The organism is Nonomuraea sp. NPDC050547 (assembly GCF_044457345.1).
In the GTDB taxonomy this organism is placed as follows: Bacteria; Actinomycetota; Actinomycetes; order Streptosporangiales; family Streptosporangiaceae; genus Nonomuraea.
Genome location: NZ_JBITGW010000012.1, coordinates 1 through 16,536 on the forward strand (window position 1 = coordinate 1; position 16,536 = coordinate 16,536).

The 16,536-nt window shown below is 71.4% G+C and carries 18 protein-coding genes; 12 read left to right on the forward strand and 6 right to left on the reverse strand.

The genetic code is table 11. The features are described 5' to 3' along the window. Nucleotides 1-207: 207 nt before the first annotated feature. The 6 genes from ACIBHY_RS28275 (at nucleotide 208) to ACIBHY_RS28300 (ending at nucleotide 4,970) form a co-directional block, all read left to right on the forward strand. Nucleotides 208-381: a hypothetical protein gene (locus ACIBHY_RS28275; RefSeq protein ID WP_379620108.1), complete on the forward strand. Its 174-nt coding sequence runs from the start codon at nucleotides 208-210 to the stop codon at nucleotides 379-381. Between the two features lie 172 nt (nucleotides 382-553). Further along, entirely contained in the window at nucleotides 554-1,414 is an 861-nt protein-coding gene (locus tag ACIBHY_RS28280) for an SDR family NAD(P)-dependent oxidoreductase (RefSeq protein WP_397308168.1), read from the forward strand. 10 nt (nucleotides 1,415-1,424) lie between these two features. After that, on the forward strand, nucleotides 1,425-1,907 hold the full coding sequence (locus ACIBHY_RS28285) for a MerR family transcriptional regulator (RefSeq protein ID WP_397257781.1): 483 nt from the start codon (nucleotides 1,425-1,427) through the stop codon (nucleotides 1,905-1,907). Between the two features lie 62 nt (nucleotides 1,908-1,969). Beyond that, nucleotides 1,970-3,103, forward strand: coding sequence for a catalase family protein (locus ACIBHY_RS28290; RefSeq protein WP_397308169.1), 1,134 nt, complete (start codon nucleotides 1,970-1,972; stop codon nucleotides 3,101-3,103). 17 nt (nucleotides 3,104-3,120) lie between these two features. Further along, nucleotides 3,121-3,660 carry a hypothetical protein gene (locus tag ACIBHY_RS28295; protein ID WP_397308170.1) on the forward strand — a complete coding sequence of 180 codons (540 nt, stop codon included), beginning with the start codon at nucleotides 3,121-3,123 and terminating at the stop codon, nucleotides 3,658-3,660. Next, a complete protein-coding gene (locus ACIBHY_RS28300; protein WP_397308171.1) occupies nucleotides 3,657-4,970 on the forward strand; it encodes a Dyp-type peroxidase in 1,314 nt (437 codons plus the stop codon). The genes ACIBHY_RS28295 and ACIBHY_RS28300 overlap by 4 nt, the downstream gene beginning before the upstream one ends. On the opposite strand, the gene ACIBHY_RS28305 is transcribed toward ACIBHY_RS28300, so the two are convergent. Continuing rightward, entirely contained in the window at nucleotides 4,927-5,154 is a 228-nt protein-coding gene (locus ACIBHY_RS28305; RefSeq protein WP_397257789.1) for a hypothetical protein, read from the reverse strand. The two genes, ACIBHY_RS28300 and ACIBHY_RS28305, sit on opposite strands and share 44 nt — an antisense overlap. A gap of 22 nt (nucleotides 5,155-5,176) precedes the next feature. Continuing rightward, a complete protein-coding gene (locus ACIBHY_RS28310) occupies nucleotides 5,177-5,926 on the reverse strand; it encodes a glycosyltransferase family 2 protein (protein WP_397308172.1) in 750 nt (249 codons plus the stop codon). Nucleotides 5,927-6,102: 176 nt separating this feature from the next. On the opposite strand from ACIBHY_RS28310, the gene ACIBHY_RS28315 reads away from it, so the two are divergent. Then, the gene (locus tag ACIBHY_RS28315; protein ID WP_397308173.1) at nucleotides 6,103-6,981 is read left to right on the forward strand and encodes an RNA polymerase sigma-70 factor; all 879 of its coding nucleotides are present in this window, start codon (nucleotides 6,103-6,105) and stop codon (nucleotides 6,979-6,981) included. Between the two features lie 104 nt (nucleotides 6,982-7,085). Then, nucleotides 7,086-8,408 (forward strand): FAD-binding oxidoreductase, encoded by a 1,323-nt coding sequence (locus ACIBHY_RS28320; protein WP_397308174.1) that lies wholly within the window; start codon nucleotides 7,086-7,088, stop codon nucleotides 8,406-8,408. A gap of 3 nt (nucleotides 8,409-8,411) precedes the next feature. Here the strand turns inward: ACIBHY_RS28320 and ACIBHY_RS28325 are convergent, their stop codons facing one another. Then, the gene (locus tag ACIBHY_RS28325; protein WP_397257797.1) at nucleotides 8,412-8,957 is read right to left on the reverse strand and encodes a YciI family protein; all 546 of its coding nucleotides are present in this window, start codon (nucleotides 8,955-8,957) and stop codon (nucleotides 8,412-8,414) included. Nucleotides 8,958-9,047: 90 nt separating this feature from the next. Between ACIBHY_RS28325 and ACIBHY_RS28330 the strand changes: the two genes are divergently transcribed. Genes ACIBHY_RS28330 through ACIBHY_RS28340 form a run of 3 tightly spaced genes read left to right on the forward strand, consistent with a single transcriptional unit; the run spans nucleotide 9,048 to nucleotide 12,210 of the window. Next, entirely contained in the window at nucleotides 9,048-10,124 is a 1,077-nt protein-coding gene (locus ACIBHY_RS28330) for a TetR/AcrR family transcriptional regulator (RefSeq protein ID WP_397308175.1), read from the forward strand. Next, a complete protein-coding gene (locus tag ACIBHY_RS28335; RefSeq protein WP_397308176.1) occupies nucleotides 10,121-10,720 on the forward strand; it encodes a transcriptional regulator in 600 nt (199 codons plus the stop codon). Before ACIBHY_RS28330 ends, ACIBHY_RS28335 begins: the two co-directional genes overlap by 4 nt. Beyond that, the gene (locus ACIBHY_RS28340) at nucleotides 10,717-12,210 is read left to right on the forward strand and encodes a pyruvate, phosphate dikinase (RefSeq protein WP_397308177.1); all 1,494 of its coding nucleotides are present in this window, start codon (nucleotides 10,717-10,719) and stop codon (nucleotides 12,208-12,210) included. The genes ACIBHY_RS28335 and ACIBHY_RS28340 overlap by 4 nt, the downstream gene beginning before the upstream one ends. 3 nt (nucleotides 12,211-12,213) lie before the next feature. Here the strand turns inward: ACIBHY_RS28340 and ACIBHY_RS28345 are convergent, their stop codons facing one another. From ACIBHY_RS28345 to ACIBHY_RS28355, 3 genes are read right to left on the reverse strand one after another with little or no spacing between them, the layout of a single operon-like run. Next, entirely contained in the window at nucleotides 12,214-12,801 is a 588-nt protein-coding gene (locus tag ACIBHY_RS28345) for a histidine phosphatase family protein (protein WP_397257805.1), read from the reverse strand. A 48-nt stretch (nucleotides 12,802-12,849) separates the two neighbouring features. Then, nucleotides 12,850-13,977: a MalY/PatB family protein gene (locus ACIBHY_RS28350; RefSeq protein ID WP_397257807.1), complete on the reverse strand. Its 1,128-nt coding sequence runs from the start codon at nucleotides 13,975-13,977 to the stop codon at nucleotides 12,850-12,852. Next, complete coding sequence (locus tag ACIBHY_RS28355) at nucleotides 13,974-15,539, reverse strand: APC family permease (protein WP_397257809.1); 1,566 nt, start codon at nucleotides 15,537-15,539, stop codon at nucleotides 13,974-13,976. Before ACIBHY_RS28355 ends, ACIBHY_RS28350 begins: the two co-directional genes overlap by 4 nt. A 68-nt stretch (nucleotides 15,540-15,607) precedes the next feature. Between ACIBHY_RS28355 and ACIBHY_RS28360 the strand changes: the two genes are divergently transcribed. After that, on the forward strand, nucleotides 15,608-16,534 hold the full coding sequence (locus ACIBHY_RS28360) for a LysR family transcriptional regulator (RefSeq protein ID WP_397308178.1): 927 nt from the start codon (nucleotides 15,608-15,610) through the stop codon (nucleotides 16,532-16,534). Nucleotides 16,535-16,536: the final 2 nt, after the last annotated feature.

Sequence of the window (16,536 nt, forward strand, 5' to 3'; positions counted from 1 at the left end):
CCCCCGACCTCGCCCTGCTGGCCGGCGACGTCATCGTCGTCGTCGGCACGGCCGAGTCCACCGCGGCGGTCGCCGAGATCCTCGCCACCGGATAGCCGCGCCGGACCGGCCGTGACCTTCCGGCCCGAAGCGAGATGACTCCTGTCACCAGCGGCTGGTGACAGCGGCCTCTACGCCGGCGGCACCCCTCTGGCCGATGATCGAACCATGACGAACAAGGACACCTCCTCCCCCAACTGGACGCTCGGCCTCTCCTCCGGACTCGCCATCGGCATGGGCCTCGCCGCCGCCCTGAACGACATCGTCCTGGGAATCGCACTCGCGCTGTGCTTCGGAGTGGCCCTGTCGTACGCGCTGGCGCCCAAGAAGGACGAGGCCTGACGAGGCCGACCTGGCCATCTTCGTCGGCTCCGTGCACGACGACACCCTGCTGCGGCCGGGGTCGCGCTCATCGTCGGCGGGGTGCTGGTGGTCGAGCTGGGCGCGCAGTCGGCGCGCTGAGCGCCGGTCGTCCATTTGCGTTCGAGCGCGCTCGAAGACATAACGTCCCGGCATGACATCACAGACCTGGATCATTACCGGCGCCTCCCGTGGTTTCGGCCGCGCGCTGGCGGAGTCGGCGCTCGCCGGAGGCGACCACGTGGTGGCGGCGGTGCGGCGGCCCGAGAGCGTCGCCGATCTCGCGGCCGCCTACCCGGACGACTTCCTGGTGGCCGAGTTCGACGTCCGCGACGTGAATGCGGCCGCGGGCCTGATGCGTGCCACCCTCGACCGCTTCGGCCGGATCGACGTGCTCGTGAACAACGCGGGCAGGGCCGTGGTCGGCGCGGTCGAGGAGGTCACCGACGCGCAGTTGCGTGAGCTCATGGACCTTCACCTGTTCGGCCCCGCCGCGCTGGTCCGGGCGGCGCTGCCCGCGATGCGCGCGCGGGGCGCCGGGACCATCGTGCAGATGAGCAGCCAGGGCGGGCGGATGTCGTTCCCCGGCGTGTCCACGTACTCGGCGTCGAAGTTCGCCCTCGAAGGGTGGTCGGAGTCGCTGGCCGGGGAGGTCGCGCCGTTCGGGATCCGGGTGATGATCGTCGAGCCGAGCCGGTTCAGGACCGACTTCAACGCCGCCGACGTGCTGGAGTTCGCCGAGACGTCGCCGACGTACCGTGAGGTGCTCGCCGGGGTGCGCGCGGACATGGCCGGGACCGACGGCCGCCAGGAGGGCGACCCGGCGCGCGCGGCCGAGATCATCGTCTCCCTCGCGCACGGTGACGACGTGCCGCTACGGCTGCCGCTCGGACGCGAGGCGGTCGAGCGCATCTCCGGCGTCCACCGGCGCGGACTGGCGGAGGTCGAGCGGTGGGCGGAGACCGCGCGCAGCGCCGACTTCGAGGACGTCCCGGCATCGGCCCGGCCGATTTAGGCTGATTGTCATGGCCACCGACGACCTGATGACCAGGGCACTCGAGATGATCGGGGACGACGGCCCGCCGTCGGTCGAGGCGATCCACCGCCTCGCCGACCTGGCCGACGTGCCCACGCCGATGACGATCGTGGAGGTCGCCGACCTGCTCGACATCTCGCCGCACACGCTGCGCTACTACGAGCGCGCCGGGCTGGTCGAGGTGGCCCGCGACGGCAACGGCCATCGGGTGTACGACGACCGGGCGGTGCGGCGGCTGGTGTTCCTCACCCGGATGCGGTTGTCCGGAATGCCGATGCGCGACCTTCAGCACTACGTCGCGCTCGTCGACGACGGGGCCGGGACAGTGCCAGAACGGCTCGACATGCTGCTCGAGCACCGCGACACCATCCGCCGCCGGATCCGGGAGCTGACCCTTTCGCTCACGGCCGTCGAATACAAGATCGCCACCTACGGAGGCGAGACCGGGCCCGACGTCCACACCAAGGTTTGAACGACGCCTCAGGCTAACGAGCCGCGAAGCAGGGCAGATCATCCCCCGCGTCGGCAGGGGAGATGACAGTGCGTCCCATCAGGTATTCGGCCGAGATCGAGCCCCAGGAGCCGGGCTTCGAGGAGAGCCGCCAGAAGGCCATCGACATCGTCACCGAGTTCGAGCGGAACTCGGTGGCGGGAGAAGGCGTCAACCGGGCCGTGCGTTTCGCGCATGCCAAGGCGTACGGCCTGGTCAAGGGCACCTTCGAGATCCTGGACGGCCTCCCGGCCGAGTACGCCCAAGGCGTCTACGCCCGCCCCGGCATCCACGACTGCGTGGTCCGCTACTCCAACGGCCTGGCTCACCTGGGGATCGACCGGGCATTGGGCAACGTGGTCGGGATGGCGACCAAGGTGTTCGGCATCGAGGCGGAGACCACGCTGGAGGACGAGCGGCACACCACGACCATGGACTTCAACATGATCAACGGCCCGTTCTTCTTCTGCAACACCGCACTGCACTACCGCTTTCTCGCCAAGCTCTTCATCGACATCCCGAAGTACCACGCCGGCGGGAAGAAGGGCACGCACCAGATGTTCCACGACTGGGTCACCGGCTACGGCACCCTGCCGCCGGACGAGTGGGCGTGGGACGAGCTCGGCGCCTTCATCCGGCTCGGTTCGCAGGCCCGCTGGCAGAACCTGCTGCTGTCGACCTTCTGGACGATGGGCGCGGTACGGCACGGTGACCACGTCGCGAAACTCCGCATCACCCCCACGCCCGTCTCCGCGGGGGCGGTCACGAACCGCGACCTCGACCCGGCGGCGCACGACGAGGTGTTCCGCCCCGCGCTCGTGGACGAACTGTCCAGGCACGGCGCCGAGTTCGAGTTCCAGGTGCAGCTGTGCGCGTCGCTGGAGGAGATGCCCGTCGACGACCTGACGGTGGAGTGGCCGGAGCGCCTCTCGCCGTTCGTCACGGTCGCCCGGATGCGTTTCCCGCGCCAGGACATCGGCGGTGCGGACAATCTGGCCGCCGCCGACGTCGTCTCGTTCACGCCGTGGCGCTGCGGCGCCGAGCACGTCCCCGTCGGGAGCCTGCAGCGCCTGCGCAGGGAGGTCTACCGGCTCTCGTCCATCGAACGGCACCGCCTCAACGACCAGGTCCGGGCCGAACCGGACAGCGTCGCCGACGTCCTCCCGCCGACACCCTGAGGGAAAGGAATCCGATCATGCAGCAGGACTATGTCCCGATCTCTCCCGGCGTCACCGCCGAGGAGATCGGCAAGTGGACCCAGCCCACCCGGCGGCAGACCGACGGCGTGGGCCTGCGGGTCGGCAACAAGGCCGAGTTCACGCTGGTGGCGCCGGTGAAGCCGGGCGGCGCGGAGATCTTCCGCGAGCGGGTCAAGAAGGCACAGATCGAGGCGGCCTATTGGGAGGGCAAGCTCGGCACCGTCCACGACCTGCGCGTCGCCCTGATCAACGACGGCACGCAGATCCTGTTCGCCGCTAGCTACAGCGACGAGTTCAAGCCGTACGTGGTCGACGTCATCAACTTCGCCACGCCGTGGATCGACCACATGTTCGTCGACGTGGCCGAGGGCTATCCGGGGCTGGGGTCGCCCGACGCGCTGGCGTACATCGCGAAGCACCAGGTCGAGGCGAGCGTCTGGTACGCCTCGAACGAGCAGGCCACCGTCCGTGACATCGCGCGCGGGCAGAAGGCGCTCACCTCGCTCAACGACCTCCTCGACGCCACGCAGGCATGAGCGAGATCCGGCTCGACCTCGGCGACATCCAGGGAACGGTGCTGAGGCCAGGTCCGGCGGCGTACCGGGGGGCGTTCCTGCTGTTCAGGATCGACGACGCGGCGGCGGCCAGGGCGGCGCTCCGCGACGTCCTCGGCTCCGTGACCTCGGCCGCCCACATGGACCGGCCGCGCCCCTTCACCTTCAACATCGCCTTCACCCACACCGGGCTGGAGAGGCTGGGCGTGCCCCAGGAGTCCTTCCCCCGGGAGTTCCGGGACGGCATGGCCGCGCGCAAGGACGTCCTGGGCGACGTGGGCGACAGCGACCCCGCGCGCTGGGAATCTCCGCTGGGGACCGGTGACGTGCACATCGGCATCGTGATCATCGCGGGGGACGAGGCGGACCTCGAACGGCCGCTCGCGCTGGCCGCCGACTTCAAGGGCGTGTCCCAGGTGTACCGGCGCGATGTCCATCTGCCGCCCGGCGGCAAGGAGCATTTCGGGTTCCGGGAGGGGATCGGCGGGCCGTACGTCGTCGGCAGCGGCATCGACGCCCTGCCCGGCCAGGACCACGTGATGCCCGGCGAGTTCATCCTCGGCTACGAGGACGAATCCGGCCGGGTGGCCCCGCTGCCCGAGCCGGAGATCCTCACCCGTAACGGCACCTTCGTCGCCTTCCGCCAGTGCGCCACGCACGTGGCGGAGTTCCGCCGCTACCTGAAGGAGCACGCCCGCTCGCCAGAGGACGAGGAGTTGCTGGCCGCCAAGATCGTCGGCCGCTGGCGCAGCGGCGCCCCCCTCGCCCTGAGCCCCGACCACGACGACCCCGGCCTGGGCGCCGACCCCCACCGCAACAACGACTTCACCTACGACGGCGCCGACCCCGACGGCCTGCGCGTGCCGCGCGGCGCCCACATCCGCCGCGTGAACCCCCGCGACTCCCTGACCGGCACGATCGTCGACACCCGAATCCACCGCATGGTACGGCGCGGCGCCCTCTACGGCCCGCCCCTGCCCGAGGGCCGGACCGACGACGACGGTGTCGAACGCGGCCTGATCTTCATCTTCATGGGCGCCAGCCTGACCCGCCAGTTCGAGTTCATTCAGCAGGTATGGATCAACAACGGCGACTTCACCGGCCTGGGCACGGAAAGGGATCCGCTGGTCGGCGCCAACGACGGAACCGGCGTCCACACCATCCCCGCCCACCCCCTGCGCCGACGCCTGACCGGCTTGCCGCGCTTCGTCACGGTACGGGGTGGCGAGTACCTCTTCATGCCCGGTCTCACGGCTCTGGACTGGATCGCCACCCGGACTCCGGCGGGATGATCCCCCACCTGTCCCGCTCCCGCAGCCGCCGCCCGTGCTCGTCGGTCTCGACGAGGCTCGCCACACCCGCGAAGGCGATGTCGATCGTGGTGGTCCCGGACGTCTCCCGGCCGCTGCGCAGCAGCAGCTTGGAATGCGTCGGCACGTACACCCACAGCCGGAACCTTCGGTCGGGATAGTCCACGATCTCCATTCTGGGGCCGCGTTCAGGTGGTGACCTGGGGCCACATGGCGCGTACCGCCTCGGCGCGCTCTTCGACCAGCCGCATGCGCAGCTCCCGTTCGAGCTTCGCGTAGTGCTCCGTCCGCGCGGTCTCCTGCCCCGGCCACTTGCGGTAGAGCAGGCCGACCTCGCTGTGGAACCAGCCGTGGCTGATCACGCTGGCCGGGACCAGCAGGCCGGTGTCGTCGGAGCCGGGGATGCCCATCCACCCGCCCAGGGCGACCGCCAGTTCACGCCGGACGCAGATGGTCGTGGGGTGCACGGGGAGCCGGTAGTCGTTCCCGCGCCAGTGGTCGTAGACGAACCCGGGTTCCAGCCGCCCGCCGGGCGGATCGCTGTCGAAGGCGACCGTGGAACCGTCGGGCAGCAGGTCCAGGACCCGGGACGTCGTCCACCGCACGAGCGGATCCGCCGCCAGCACGCCGATGTCCCTCATCAGCACATCCGGCATGAGCACGTCGTCATGGTCGAGATTCTTGATCAGCTCGCCCCTGGACCGCGCGAGCGCGAGATTCCGTGTCAGCGCGACCCCGCCCCGGCGCCCCGTCGCGAACGTGACGATGGGGTCGCGCGGAAGGATCTCCATGGCCGCGCCCGTGGCGCCGTCCTCCTGGATGACCCACTCGACCTCCCAGCCGTCCGGCAGGCGTTGCGAGCGGACGGACTCGTAGGCCGCGAGGAGATGGCCGGGAACCGGGTTGTAGCTCGGCGTGACGATGGAGACGAGGGGCACGTGGCCGACCCTAGTGGGGCTTGGCGCCGGGTGCGCCGGCCAGGGTCGGCCCCTACCTGTGGTGGTCTGGTGCCGGTGGGGTACACGGCGATGTGACGTACGCCACGTCACAACGTGGTAGGTACCGGCGTCTTGTGCACGTACGCATGGCCGGAGGAGAACAGGTGGGGGCAGCGATGAACGAAGCGGCGACCGAGGCGTTCGTGACACACCGCAATCTGCTGTTCACCGTCGCCTACGAGATGCTCGGCTCCGCCGCCGACGCGGAGGACGTGCTCCAGGAGACCTGGCTCAAGTGGGCGGGGGTCGACCTTGACGAGGTCCGGGACCGGCGGGCGTACCTGGTGCGGATCACCACGCGGCAGGCGCTCACCCGCCTGCGCGCGCTCGGCCGGCGCAAGGAGTCCTACGTCGGGCAGTGGCTGCCGGAGCCGCTGCTGACCACGCCCGACGTGGCCGAGGACGTCGAGCTGGCCGACAGCGTGTCGATGGCGATGCTGCTGGTGCTGGAGACGCTCACGCCGACCGAGCGCGCGGTGTTCGTGCTGCGCGAGGTGTTCGACCTGGACTACGACGAGATCGCCGAGGCCGTCGACAAGACCCAGGTGGCGGTCCGGCAGATCGCCCACCGGGCGCGGGCCCACGTGGCGGCGCGCCGGCCTCGGGGACGGGTTTCCCCGGCCGAGACCCAGGACGCGCTCAAGGCGTTCCAGCGGGCGGTCGCGACCGGCGATCTGCAACGCCTGCTCGACATCCTCGCGCCGGACGTCGTGCTGCTGGGCGACGGCGGCGGAGTCGTCCAGGCCGTGCTGGAACCGGTCGTGGGCGCCGGGAACGTGGCTTCCCTGCTCGCCGGGTCGAGCAGGTTCGGCGATGTCGCGGCGTTGCGGCCGTCGCAGGTCAACGGCCACCCGGCGCTCATCTTCCGGCTCAACGGCGAGATCGACACCGTCCTCGCGCTCCGCATCGACGACGGTCTCATCACCGGCCTGTACGCCGTGCGCAACCCGGAGAAGCTCTCTCACCTGGAGCAGGAGACCAGCCTGCGCCGCTAGAAGCCCGTATGGCGTATGTCACACGGCCATGCCGTCACAGAATCCGAATTGGCGGCATCTTTTGGTCATACAGTGCGTAACCCACCCAAACCCTGGAGCAAGTCATGAGTTCAGTGCTGGATTTCGGCGGCGACATCATCGAGCCGGGCGCACCGGAGTACGAATCGGCCGGCCGCTCACTGCTGGCCGCGGGCAGTCCGGCGTACGTGCTGCGGCCCAAGAGCGTCGCGGACGTGCAGGCGGGGGTGAGGTTCGCCGCCGCGGAGGGCCTGTCCCTGTCCGTACGCGGCGGCGGCCACAGCTTCGCGGGCTTCGGCACCAATGACGGCGGCGTCGTGATCGACCTCGGCATGCTGGCGAACGTGGAGATCATCGACCCCGTCCGCCACCTCGTGCGGATCGGCGGCGGCGCCACCTGGGGCCAGGCCGCGGCCGCGCTGGCCCCGCACAACCTGGCGATCTCCTCGGGCGACACCAAGAGCGTCGGCGTCGGCGGGCTGACGCTGACCGGCGGCATCGGCTGGAAGGTCAGGAAGTACGGCCTGGCCCTGGACAACCTGGTCGCCGCCGAGCTGGTCACGGCCGGAGGCGAGATCGTACGGGCCAGTGAGCGGGAGAACCCGGAGCTGTTCTGGGCGCTGCGCGGTGGCGGCGGCAACTTCGGGATCGTGACCGCCTTCGAGTTCGCGGCGCACGTGACGACGGAGGTGTTCTTCGGCGCGATCACCTTCCCCGCCGCGGAGGCGTCCGCCGTGCTCCAGGGCTGGGCGGACCACCTCCGTGACGCGCCCGAGGAGCTCACCTCCCTCGTGAGCCTCGCCAATCCGGGCGCCGGTGGCCACGAGGCGCCGGTCGAGATCGCCGTCGCCTTCGACGGCGACGACCCGGACCTCGCCGCGGCGGCGATCGACCCGATCCGGCGGCTCGGCACGGTGATCGGCGACACCGTCGCGCTGATGCCCTACGCGGACGTCCTGGTGGACGGCGGGACCCCGCCGCCCGGCATCCAGCTCGTCACGCGAGGCGCGTTCGTCGAGAAGGAGTCGGTGACCTCGGCCCTGCGGATCCTCACCGAGGTCGGGACGTCGCAGGGCTCGCCGCTCATCGTCGTGCGCGGCGTCGGCGGCGCGGTGGCGCGCGTGGCCGACGACGCCACCGCCTACGCGCACCGCCGGGCGGAGCTGATGGTCGTGACGCTCACCGGGGGCCCCAAGCCGGTCGTCGAGGCCGGCCGTCCCGCCTGGGACGCGATCTGGGAACGGCTCGCACCGCACGTCAGCGGCGCGTACGCCAACTTCCTCGCCTCCGCCACCGAGGAGGACGTCGCCGCGATCTACCCGAAGGAGACGTACGAGCGGCTGGCGGCGGTCAAGCGGGACCACGACCCGGGCAACCTGTTCGCGGGCAACCACAACGTGCGCCCGTAGCCGCTACCGCCGGCCGCCGAACTCCCAGTCGTGGACCTCGATGCCGGCGTACCGGTCCCGGGTCAGTACGGCGCGCGCCGCATCCGGGTCCGGCGCCCGGATCAGCAGCGCCGTACCCACCCAGGTGCCGCCGTCGTCGGACAGCAGCGGCCCGTAGGCGATCAGCTCGTCCCGGCCCGAGGGGTCCAGGTCGGCGGGCCGCCCGGAGCCGAGACCCAGCACCAGGTACCGGTTGCCGCCTTCCCCGCCGCCCGGGAAGTCCCACATGGTGCGCCCCAGCACGTTGCGCCATCGGCGTACCACCACGTCCCGGTACACACCGGCCTGGTAGTTGGGCTCGTCGAAGGCGAACGCCCGCGCGGTCGCGGCGTCGGGCAGGTCGACGATGTGGACGCTGCCGCTGGCCGTCTCGGTGCCGCGGACGAAGGTCGGGCCGCGGGCGATCAGCTCCTTCGTGTACCCGTCCATGTAGGACCAGTGCGCTTCCAGCAGTTCGTCGCGCAGCGCGGCAGAGTCTGGCCGATCCCGGTGATAGCAGAAGAACTCCATGGCGACAGTACCTATCACACCGATTTCAGATGGCGACAACATTCGGATTCTATGAGTATCCTGGCTGCATCACGGAGAGAAGGAGCGGTGATGGTGCGGCTGACGCGGGTCCAGCAGCAGGCGCGTACGCGGGCTTCGGTGCTGGCGGCGGCGAGGCAGGAGTTCATCGAGCAGGGCTACGTCCTGGCCAACGTCGACCGGATCGCCGAACGGGCGGAGCTGACCCGGGGCGCGGTGTACTCGAACTTCCCCAGCAAACGGGCCCTGTATCTGGCCGTGCTCGTCGAGATGGTGGGGCAGGCCGAGACAACGGAGCCCGCCGGACCGCCGCGGTCGCCTGCCGAGGCGCTGGGCACGTTCGCCAGAACCTGGCTGGAACGGCTGCCGCTGGTCGACGACAGCGCGTCGGGCGGGCGGCTGCAACTGCGCTCGCTGGCGGGTGTCGTCGAGGACGAGCAGGCCCGCGCCGTGCTGGCGCAGGTCGCCCAGCTGGAGGCGCTGCTGCTGGCCATGGGACTGGAGACCTGCTCATCCCACCGGCAGGTACGGCTGGCCGAACTCGTGCTGACGTTGCTGGGCGGCGCCGGCTTCCTGGCCGAGATGGCTCCTGGCTTCGGCGACCCCTTCGACCGGGCGCGGGCCTGTGAGCATCTGGCCGGGCTCGACCTGGCCGACACGTGGGCTCCGCCGCATCTGCCCTTCGTGACGCCGGCCGTACCGTGTCAGGACGCTTGGACACCGCCGGGGGGGTTGCCGGATCTGATCACCGGTGACCGCGTCGACCTCGGCGCCGACGGTGTGGTGGCGGTGCTGGGGGCGCACCGCGTGTCCGCGGCCGAGGAGGCCGTCCGGGCGACGGGGCCCGGCGAGCGGGTCACGGTGGTCGTCGTCCCCGGCGACCTCGCCGAGACCGGCGCTCTGGTGCGGCTCAGGATCAGCGACCTCGCCGGTTGCCTGCGGCGCGTCTTCCCGCCCGCCGCCTGGGCGCGCCTGCGGGTGGTCGTCGACGACGGAACCGTCGCGGCCGCCGCCGGCCTGACCGAGGCCGGCCATGAGACCGAAGCCGCCGTCCGCGTCCGGGACGGCATGATCGTCGCTCGGGCCGGTGGGCGGGGCGCCGCCCACGCGGCCGCGGACCACCCCACGTCGCGAAAGGCCACGACATGACCCGCACCGACCTGCTGGTGCTGCACACCCTGCGCTGCGGCGGACATTCCGGTCTCGCCCGGGTGTCCGCGGCCACCGGCCTGGACGAGTCCGCGGTCGAGTCCGAGCTGATCGACCTCGCGGTCGCCGGTCTCGTCACGCACCAGATGGGCGCGTGGGGCCTGACGGAAGCGGGCCGGGCCACCGATGCCGAGTGGATCAACGAGGAGCTGGAGTCCGGCGGCGCCCGCCCCGCGATCACCGCGGCGTTCGAGCGCTTCCTGGTGCTCAATCCGGAACTGCTCGACCTCTGCACCGCCTGGCAGATGCGCTCCGTCGACGGCGTCCTGACCGTCAACGACCACCGCGACCGGTCGTACGACGGCCGCGTCCTGGACCGGTTCTCCGACCTGGACCAGCGCGCCGCGGCCGTCTGCGCCGAGCTGTCCACGGCGCTGCCGCGCTTCGGCCGGTACCGCGTGCGCCTCAGGGACACGCTGGGCCGCGCCAGGGCGGGCGAGCTGGAGTACCTCGCCGACCACACCACGTCGTACCACACCGTCTGGGCCGAGCTGCACGAGGACCTGCTCGCGACGCTCGGGATCACCCGGTGGTGAGGTGGGTCAGGCCGCTGTCCGCGCGGTCCGAGGAGAGCGCGCGGGCCGTGGGGGCCAAGGCGAGCGGTCTCGTGGTACTGCACCGCCTGGGCCTGCCCGTGCCCGCCGGGTTCGTCGTCACCACCGAGGCCTGCCGGGCCTATCTTCGCGAAGGCCGTCTTCCTGACGGGCTGACCGGGGAGCTCGCGCTCGCCATGACCGGCCTGGAGGCCGCGACGGGGCGCCGGTTCGGCGGGGCGCGGGCGCCGCTGGCCGTGTCGGTGCGCTCCGGGGCGAGCGTGTCGATGCCCGGCATGATGACCACGATCCTGAACCTCGGCCTCACAGCCGAGGCCACGGCGGGACTGGCGGCCGAGACCGGCGACGCCCGGTTCGCGCAGGACTCACGGCAGCGGTTCCTGTCCGGCTTCGCCGCCGCGCGGGACGTCCCCGACGACGCGGCGCGGCAGCTGGAGCTGGCGGTCGAGACCGTCTTCTCCTCGTGGGAAACGCCGCGCGCCCGCACGTACCGCGAACTGCACGACATCCCCCACGATCTCGGAACAGCCGTGATCGTCCAGGCGATGGTGTACGGCAACCGCGACGCCCACAGCGGCACCGGGGTCGCCTTCAGCCGCGACCCCAACACCGGGGAGAACGTCCCGTTCGGCGATGTTCTGTTCGGGCACCAGGGCGAGGACGTCGTCTCGGGCCGGTCGCTGACCCGGCCCCTTCGCGAGCTCGCCGACCGCGAACCGGCCGTCTGGGCGGCGCTGACCGAGGCTCTGCGCCGGGTCGAGGGGCACTACCGCGACGCGTGCTACGTCGAGTTCACCTTCCAGGCCGGTGAGCTCTGGTTGCTGCAGGTCCGGCCGGGACGGTTCGTGGGCGGCGCCGCCGTTCGCGTCGCGACGGAGCTGGCCGACGCGCGGCTGATCACGCGCGGCGAGGCGCTGCTGCGGGTCTCGCCCCAACACCTGCCGCACGTACGCACCCCCCGCATAGCCGCACCGGCACGGGCCGACATCCTGGCCCGGGGCGTGGGAGCCTGCCCCGGCGTCGCGGCCGGCAAGGTGGCGACCACGACCGACGCGGCGGTACGCATGGCCGCCGACGGCCCGGTCATCCTGGTCCGTCCGGAGACGTCCCCGAATGACATGCGCGGCCTGGCCGCCGCCGCGGGCATCGTCACCGCGCGCGGCGGTCCGGCCAGCCATGCCGCGGTCGTCGCACGGGCGATGGGCAAGCCCGCCGTCGTCGGCATCGCCGACCTGGTCGTCGACGGCCGCTCCCTGAGCGCCGGTGGGCGCACCGTCGGCGAGGGCACGGTGGTCACCATCGACGGGACCAGCGGCGAGGTGGCCCTCGGCAGCCCGCGCATCGCCACGGACACGGCCGACGCCCACCTGCGCCGGCTGCTGGCGTGGGCGGACGACGTCTCGGGCGAGCGCTCCGAGCGCGATGAGGCCCAGCGCCTCATCGCCGCCCACATCGCTCTGCGTGACTCCTAGATCTCAGGGGCGGACGCCGGGCCCGAACCCCGTCCAGCGCAGGTCGTCCGGGAGGTGGCCCATGTCGTTGTACAGCATCACCGACGGGCCCACGCCGTCGCGATACTCGATCACGGTGAGCGCCGTGTTCCCGCAGGTCAGGCCCAGCCACCGTACGGGCGGCGCGTCGAGGGCGTCCCGGACCAGCCAGGCCACCTGGTAGGCGTGGGTGACCAGGACCTCATGGGTCTCGGCCGTGGCAGGGCGGGCGAAGCGATCGGTCAGGGCGTCGGCGAGCCGCGCGCCCTCGGCCGCCTCCTTGGCGTCGTATCCGTCGAAGAACCCCCTCCACGCGGGCGGCATCTCGGCCGGGACGTGGGGGACGTGGTCCACCAGTTCCGCCGCCTCCCCCACCGGAACCCCCGGCAGGCGGGCGCCGATGATCTCCGCCGAGCTCACCGCCCTGGACAGGGGTGAATGCCAGACGGCGTCCACGGGCAGGCGGGCCAGCCGGTCGGCCAGCAGCTCCGTCTGCCGCCTGCCGACGTCGGTCAGCGCGCCGAAGGGGTCGGCCGCGCCGTGCCGTACCGCGTAGATGTGCCGTGTCGCCATCTCGGATCCCTTCTCAGATGTTCATGAAATCCCGATGTTATAGGCATCCTAAAGCAGACAGGCGATGACGCGGTCGAGGGCGCCGGTGAGCACGTCGGGCGGGGTGGCGAAGTTGAGGCGGACGAAGCCGTTTCCCGCCGACCCGTGGTCGGCGCCGGAGGCGGTGGCGACGCCGGTCCGCCGCAACAGGTGGGCGGCGGGGTCGGCGAGGCCGAATCGGCGCAGGTCGATCCAGGCGAGGTAGCCCGCCTGCGGCTCGACGTATCCGATGTCGAGACCGGCGAGCGCGTCGGTGACCAGCTTGCGGTTGCCGTCCAGGAACCGGACGGCCTCGCGCAGCCACGGCCGCCCTTCGCGGAACGCGGCGACCGTGGCCGTCATGCCGAGCGGGCTCATGCCGCCGACCGCCGCCCTCGGCAGCCCGGCCCAGACGCGCGCGTCGCCCGGATCGCCGAAAACGATCAGCCCGCAGCGCAGGCCGGGGAAGTTCCACGCCTTGGTGGCGCTGATCAGGGTGATGGCGGTCTCGTCGAGCGAGCCGTACGGGATGAAACCGGGCTGATAGCGCAACGGCGCGTGGATCTCATCGCTGATCACCTTCGCGCCGTACCGCGCGGCGAGCGCGGCCAGGGCGCGCAACGGCCCGCCGTCGAGGACGCGGCCGGTCGGGTTGCCGGGGTGGCAGAGCAGCACGCCGCCCGCGCCCGCGCGCAAGGCTCGCTCGATGCCGTCGAGGTCGAGCTCGTAGCCTCGCTCTCCGACGGACATCGGCACCTGTACGGCTTCGCGCCCGGCGACCCGGATCGCGTCGAAGAACCGGCCGTAGACCGGCGTCGGCACGACCACCGGCGAATCAGCCCTGGTCAGATGCGTGATCGACATGATGATGCCGCGCATCAGCTCCGGCAGCAGCCGTACCCGGTCCGGGCCGACGGTGAGGCCGTGCTCCTCGGCGAGCCACTCGCTGGCCGCCTGGGGGACCTCGCTCAGCTCGTCGGCGAGCGGGTAGCCGAAGGCCTGCCGCCGCACGTCGTCCTGGACGGCGGCCAGGATGGGCGCGGCGACCGGCAGGTCCATCTCCGCGACGGTGAGATCGATGATGTCCCGGTCGTACTGCGACCAGCGCTTGTTCCGTCGCGCACGGGATCGCTCAAGGTCCCAGTCGAGGTCGGTCAAACCATGCTCCTAGCTTCTTGCGGGGTCAGGGATCGCTGGTGGCGCAGGCCCGATCGGTGCGCGAGCCACCAGATTCCCGCGCTGAGCACACCCACGAGCACCGAGTCATACGGCGCGGCGATGACGTCGGCCCCGCCGAAGGAGCCGAGCGCGGACAGGAGGCCGAGCATGACCAGGAAGCCCACCAGCCAGCCGCCCACCGCCCGCAGCTTGGAGGTCCGCACCAGGTAGATGACGAACCCGATCAGCAGCAACGGCACGGCCACCCGGATCTTCTCCCAGGTCGACCAGTAGAGGATGAGCCCGGACAGCACGAACGAGGCGAAGCCCACCGGGATCGCCCACCTGCGCAGCCAGCCCTTCTCCATCGGGGTCGACGCGGCCAGGACGGTCACCGCGACCGAGACGGCCGCGTAGCTGAGCCCGTAGTAGAAGCTGAGCGAGCTGGCGATGGACTTCCAGTTCCCGAACGTGAGCACGATGACCGAGCCGATGCCGACGTTGAGCAGCAGCGCGCGCCGGGGGATGCCGAACCGCGCGTCCACCTTGGCCAGCGCGGCGGGCAGCAGCCCGTTCTGCGCGGCGCCGTAGGTGTAGCGGCCCTTGACGCCGATGCCGATCAGCAGGCTGCCCGAGGGCGAGAAGATCGCGTCGGCGAGCAGGACGGTGGCGAACCACGACAGGCCGAGCAGGGTCGCGAGCGAGGCGAGCGGCGAGTTGAGGTTGATCCCGTGCCACCCGCTGCCGAGCAGGCCGTTGGGCAGCGAGAAGATCATCACGGCCTGCAGGCCCATGTAGAGCACGATCGTCCCGGCCAGCACGATCAGCGTGGCCCTCGGCACGGTGCGGCGCGGATCCTTCGCCTCGCCGGACATGACCGCGGCGGCGTTGATGCCGGTGAAGGAGTAGACCAGGCCGCCGCCGACCACGGCGGTGAGCGCCGCCGAGACGCCGTAGGGCGCGACCCCGCCGCCGGTCGCCACGTTGGTGGTGTCGAAGCCGCTGGCCAGTAAGAGGATCACGGTCAGCGCGGGGATCACCACTTTGATGGTGGCCACGACGTTGTTGACCCGGGCGAGCAGTTTGATGCCGAACAGATTGATCGTGCAGAAGAACACCAGCAGTCCGGCGGCGATCAGCCGTCCCGGCCAGCTCAGCGACTCGCCGGACATCACCCACGGCAGCCACTTGGCCGCGTACTGCACGACCGCCGTCGACTCGCTCGGCCCGGCGCTGACGGCCTGCAGGAACACCGCCCAGCCGACCACGGCGCCGACCAGCGGGCCCGAGGCCAGCTGCGGCCACCGGACGTTGCCGCCGGACATCGGATGGCGGAAGGCGAGGTCGATGAAGGCCAGCGACACCAGCGCGGTGGCGACGGAAGCGATCGTCCAGGACAGGAAGGCGGCGGGGCCGGCCGCCTTGGCCGCCGTGTACGGCGCGAGCAGCCAGCCGGAACCGATGACACTGGAGAAGGTGATCAGGGCAAGGGACGTGGTTCCGAGGCCGCGCCGCAGGCGCAGATCCTCGTCCGGCGAAACGGCCGACAGCGTCTCAGACATGTCCTGAACTATTGACGATGACCCAATTGCCTAGGTAGACCGGAAATGTCGAGGTCTAGGGTTAGTCTATGCCTATGTCCCTCCCCGGCTTCGACGGCACAGGACACAAGGTCGAGACGATGGACCTCGTCGTGTTCACCACGGTCGTCCGCACCGGAAGCCTCGGCGCCGCCGCCGCCGAACTCCGGCTGTCGATGCCGTCGGTCAGCGTCCGGATCGCCTCCCTGGAACGCAAACTCGGCGCCCCGCTGCTCGTGCGCAGCGCCCGTGGAAGCACGACCACCCCGGCCGGCGAGCGCCTGAACGACTACGCCCAGCGCTGCCTCGACCTCCTCGACGAGGCCGCCATCGCGGTGACGGCACACGAGACCCAGCGGCTCGTGCTCGCCGCGCCCGCGAGCCTCGGCGACGTCGTCTTCCCCGCCGCGCTCGCGGCGGTCGCCGGCAAGCCGATCACCGTGCACTGCCGGGTCGCGCACAGCGGCGAGGTCGTCGGCCGCCTGGCCGACGGCAGCGTGCACGCCGGATTCGTGATGCCGAAGGTGCCGCTGCGCGCGTTGCGGTCCGAGCCGATCAGCCGCTCCCCGCTGGTCGCGGTCTGCCGCCCCGACCACCCCCTCGCCGGTCGCCGGCGCCTGCGGGTCGACGACCTCGCCAGGACCGGCGTCATCGTCTACCGCTGGGGCCGCGACGCCCAGGAACTCGCCGCCTCCCTCGAACACCCCGAGCGCGGCCTCGACGCCCCGATCCACACGACCGGGCTGCCGTCGACCGCGCTCCGGATGGCGCTCGACGCGAGGTTCGTCGCGGTGGTGCCCCGGTTCGTCGCGGCGCGATCGGTGCGCGACGGCGACACGGCGCTCCTGCCGCTGGGGTTCGGTGGGTGGCGGGTCGACGTGCAGTTCGTGTACGCCTCGGCCACGGCCGACCGGCTGGGTGTGCGGACCCTGCTGGACCACCTGCCCGCGATCCGGGCCACGTTCGACCAGAACTGACC

Excerpts from the sequence above, each read along its gene's own strand:
- ACIBHY_RS28275 (WP_379620108.1), top strand. The coding sequence starts at position 208 with ATGACGAACAAGGACACCTCCTCCCCCAACTGGACGCTCGGCCTCTCC.
- ACIBHY_RS28280 (WP_397308168.1), top strand. The coding sequence starts at position 554 with ATGACATCACAGACCTGGATCATTACCGGCGCCTCCCGTGGTTTCGGC.
- ACIBHY_RS28285 (WP_397257781.1), top strand. The coding sequence starts at position 1,425 with ATGGCCACCGACGACCTGATGACCAGGGCACTCGAGATGATCGGGGAC.
- ACIBHY_RS28290 (WP_397308169.1), top strand. The coding sequence starts at position 1,970 with ATGACAGTGCGTCCCATCAGGTATTCGGCCGAGATCGAGCCCCAGGAG.
- ACIBHY_RS28295 (WP_397308170.1), top strand. The coding sequence starts at position 3,121 with ATGCAGCAGGACTATGTCCCGATCTCTCCCGGCGTCACCGCCGAGGAG.
- ACIBHY_RS28300 (WP_397308171.1), top strand. The coding sequence starts at position 3,657 with ATGAGCGAGATCCGGCTCGACCTCGGCGACATCCAGGGAACGGTGCTG.
- ACIBHY_RS28315 (WP_397308173.1), top strand. The coding sequence starts at position 6,103 with ATGAACGAAGCGGCGACCGAGGCGTTCGTGACACACCGCAATCTGCTG.
- ACIBHY_RS28320 (WP_397308174.1), top strand. The coding sequence starts at position 7,086 with ATGAGTTCAGTGCTGGATTTCGGCGGCGACATCATCGAGCCGGGCGCA.
- ACIBHY_RS28325 (WP_397257797.1), bottom strand. The coding sequence starts at position 8,957 with ATGGAGTTCTTCTGCTATCACCGGGATCGGCCAGACTCTGCCGCGCTG.
- ACIBHY_RS28330 (WP_397308175.1), top strand. The coding sequence starts at position 9,048 with ATGGTGCGGCTGACGCGGGTCCAGCAGCAGGCGCGTACGCGGGCTTCG.
- ACIBHY_RS28335 (WP_397308176.1), top strand. The coding sequence starts at position 10,121 with ATGACCCGCACCGACCTGCTGGTGCTGCACACCCTGCGCTGCGGCGGA.
- ACIBHY_RS28345 (WP_397257805.1), bottom strand. The coding sequence starts at position 12,801 with ATGGCGACACGGCACATCTACGCGGTACGGCACGGCGCGGCCGACCCC.
- ACIBHY_RS28355 (WP_397257809.1), bottom strand. The coding sequence starts at position 15,539 with ATGTCTGAGACGCTGTCGGCCGTTTCGCCGGACGAGGATCTGCGCCTG.
- ACIBHY_RS28360 (WP_397308178.1), top strand. The coding sequence starts at position 15,608 with ATGCCTATGTCCCTCCCCGGCTTCGACGGCACAGGACACAAGGTCGAG.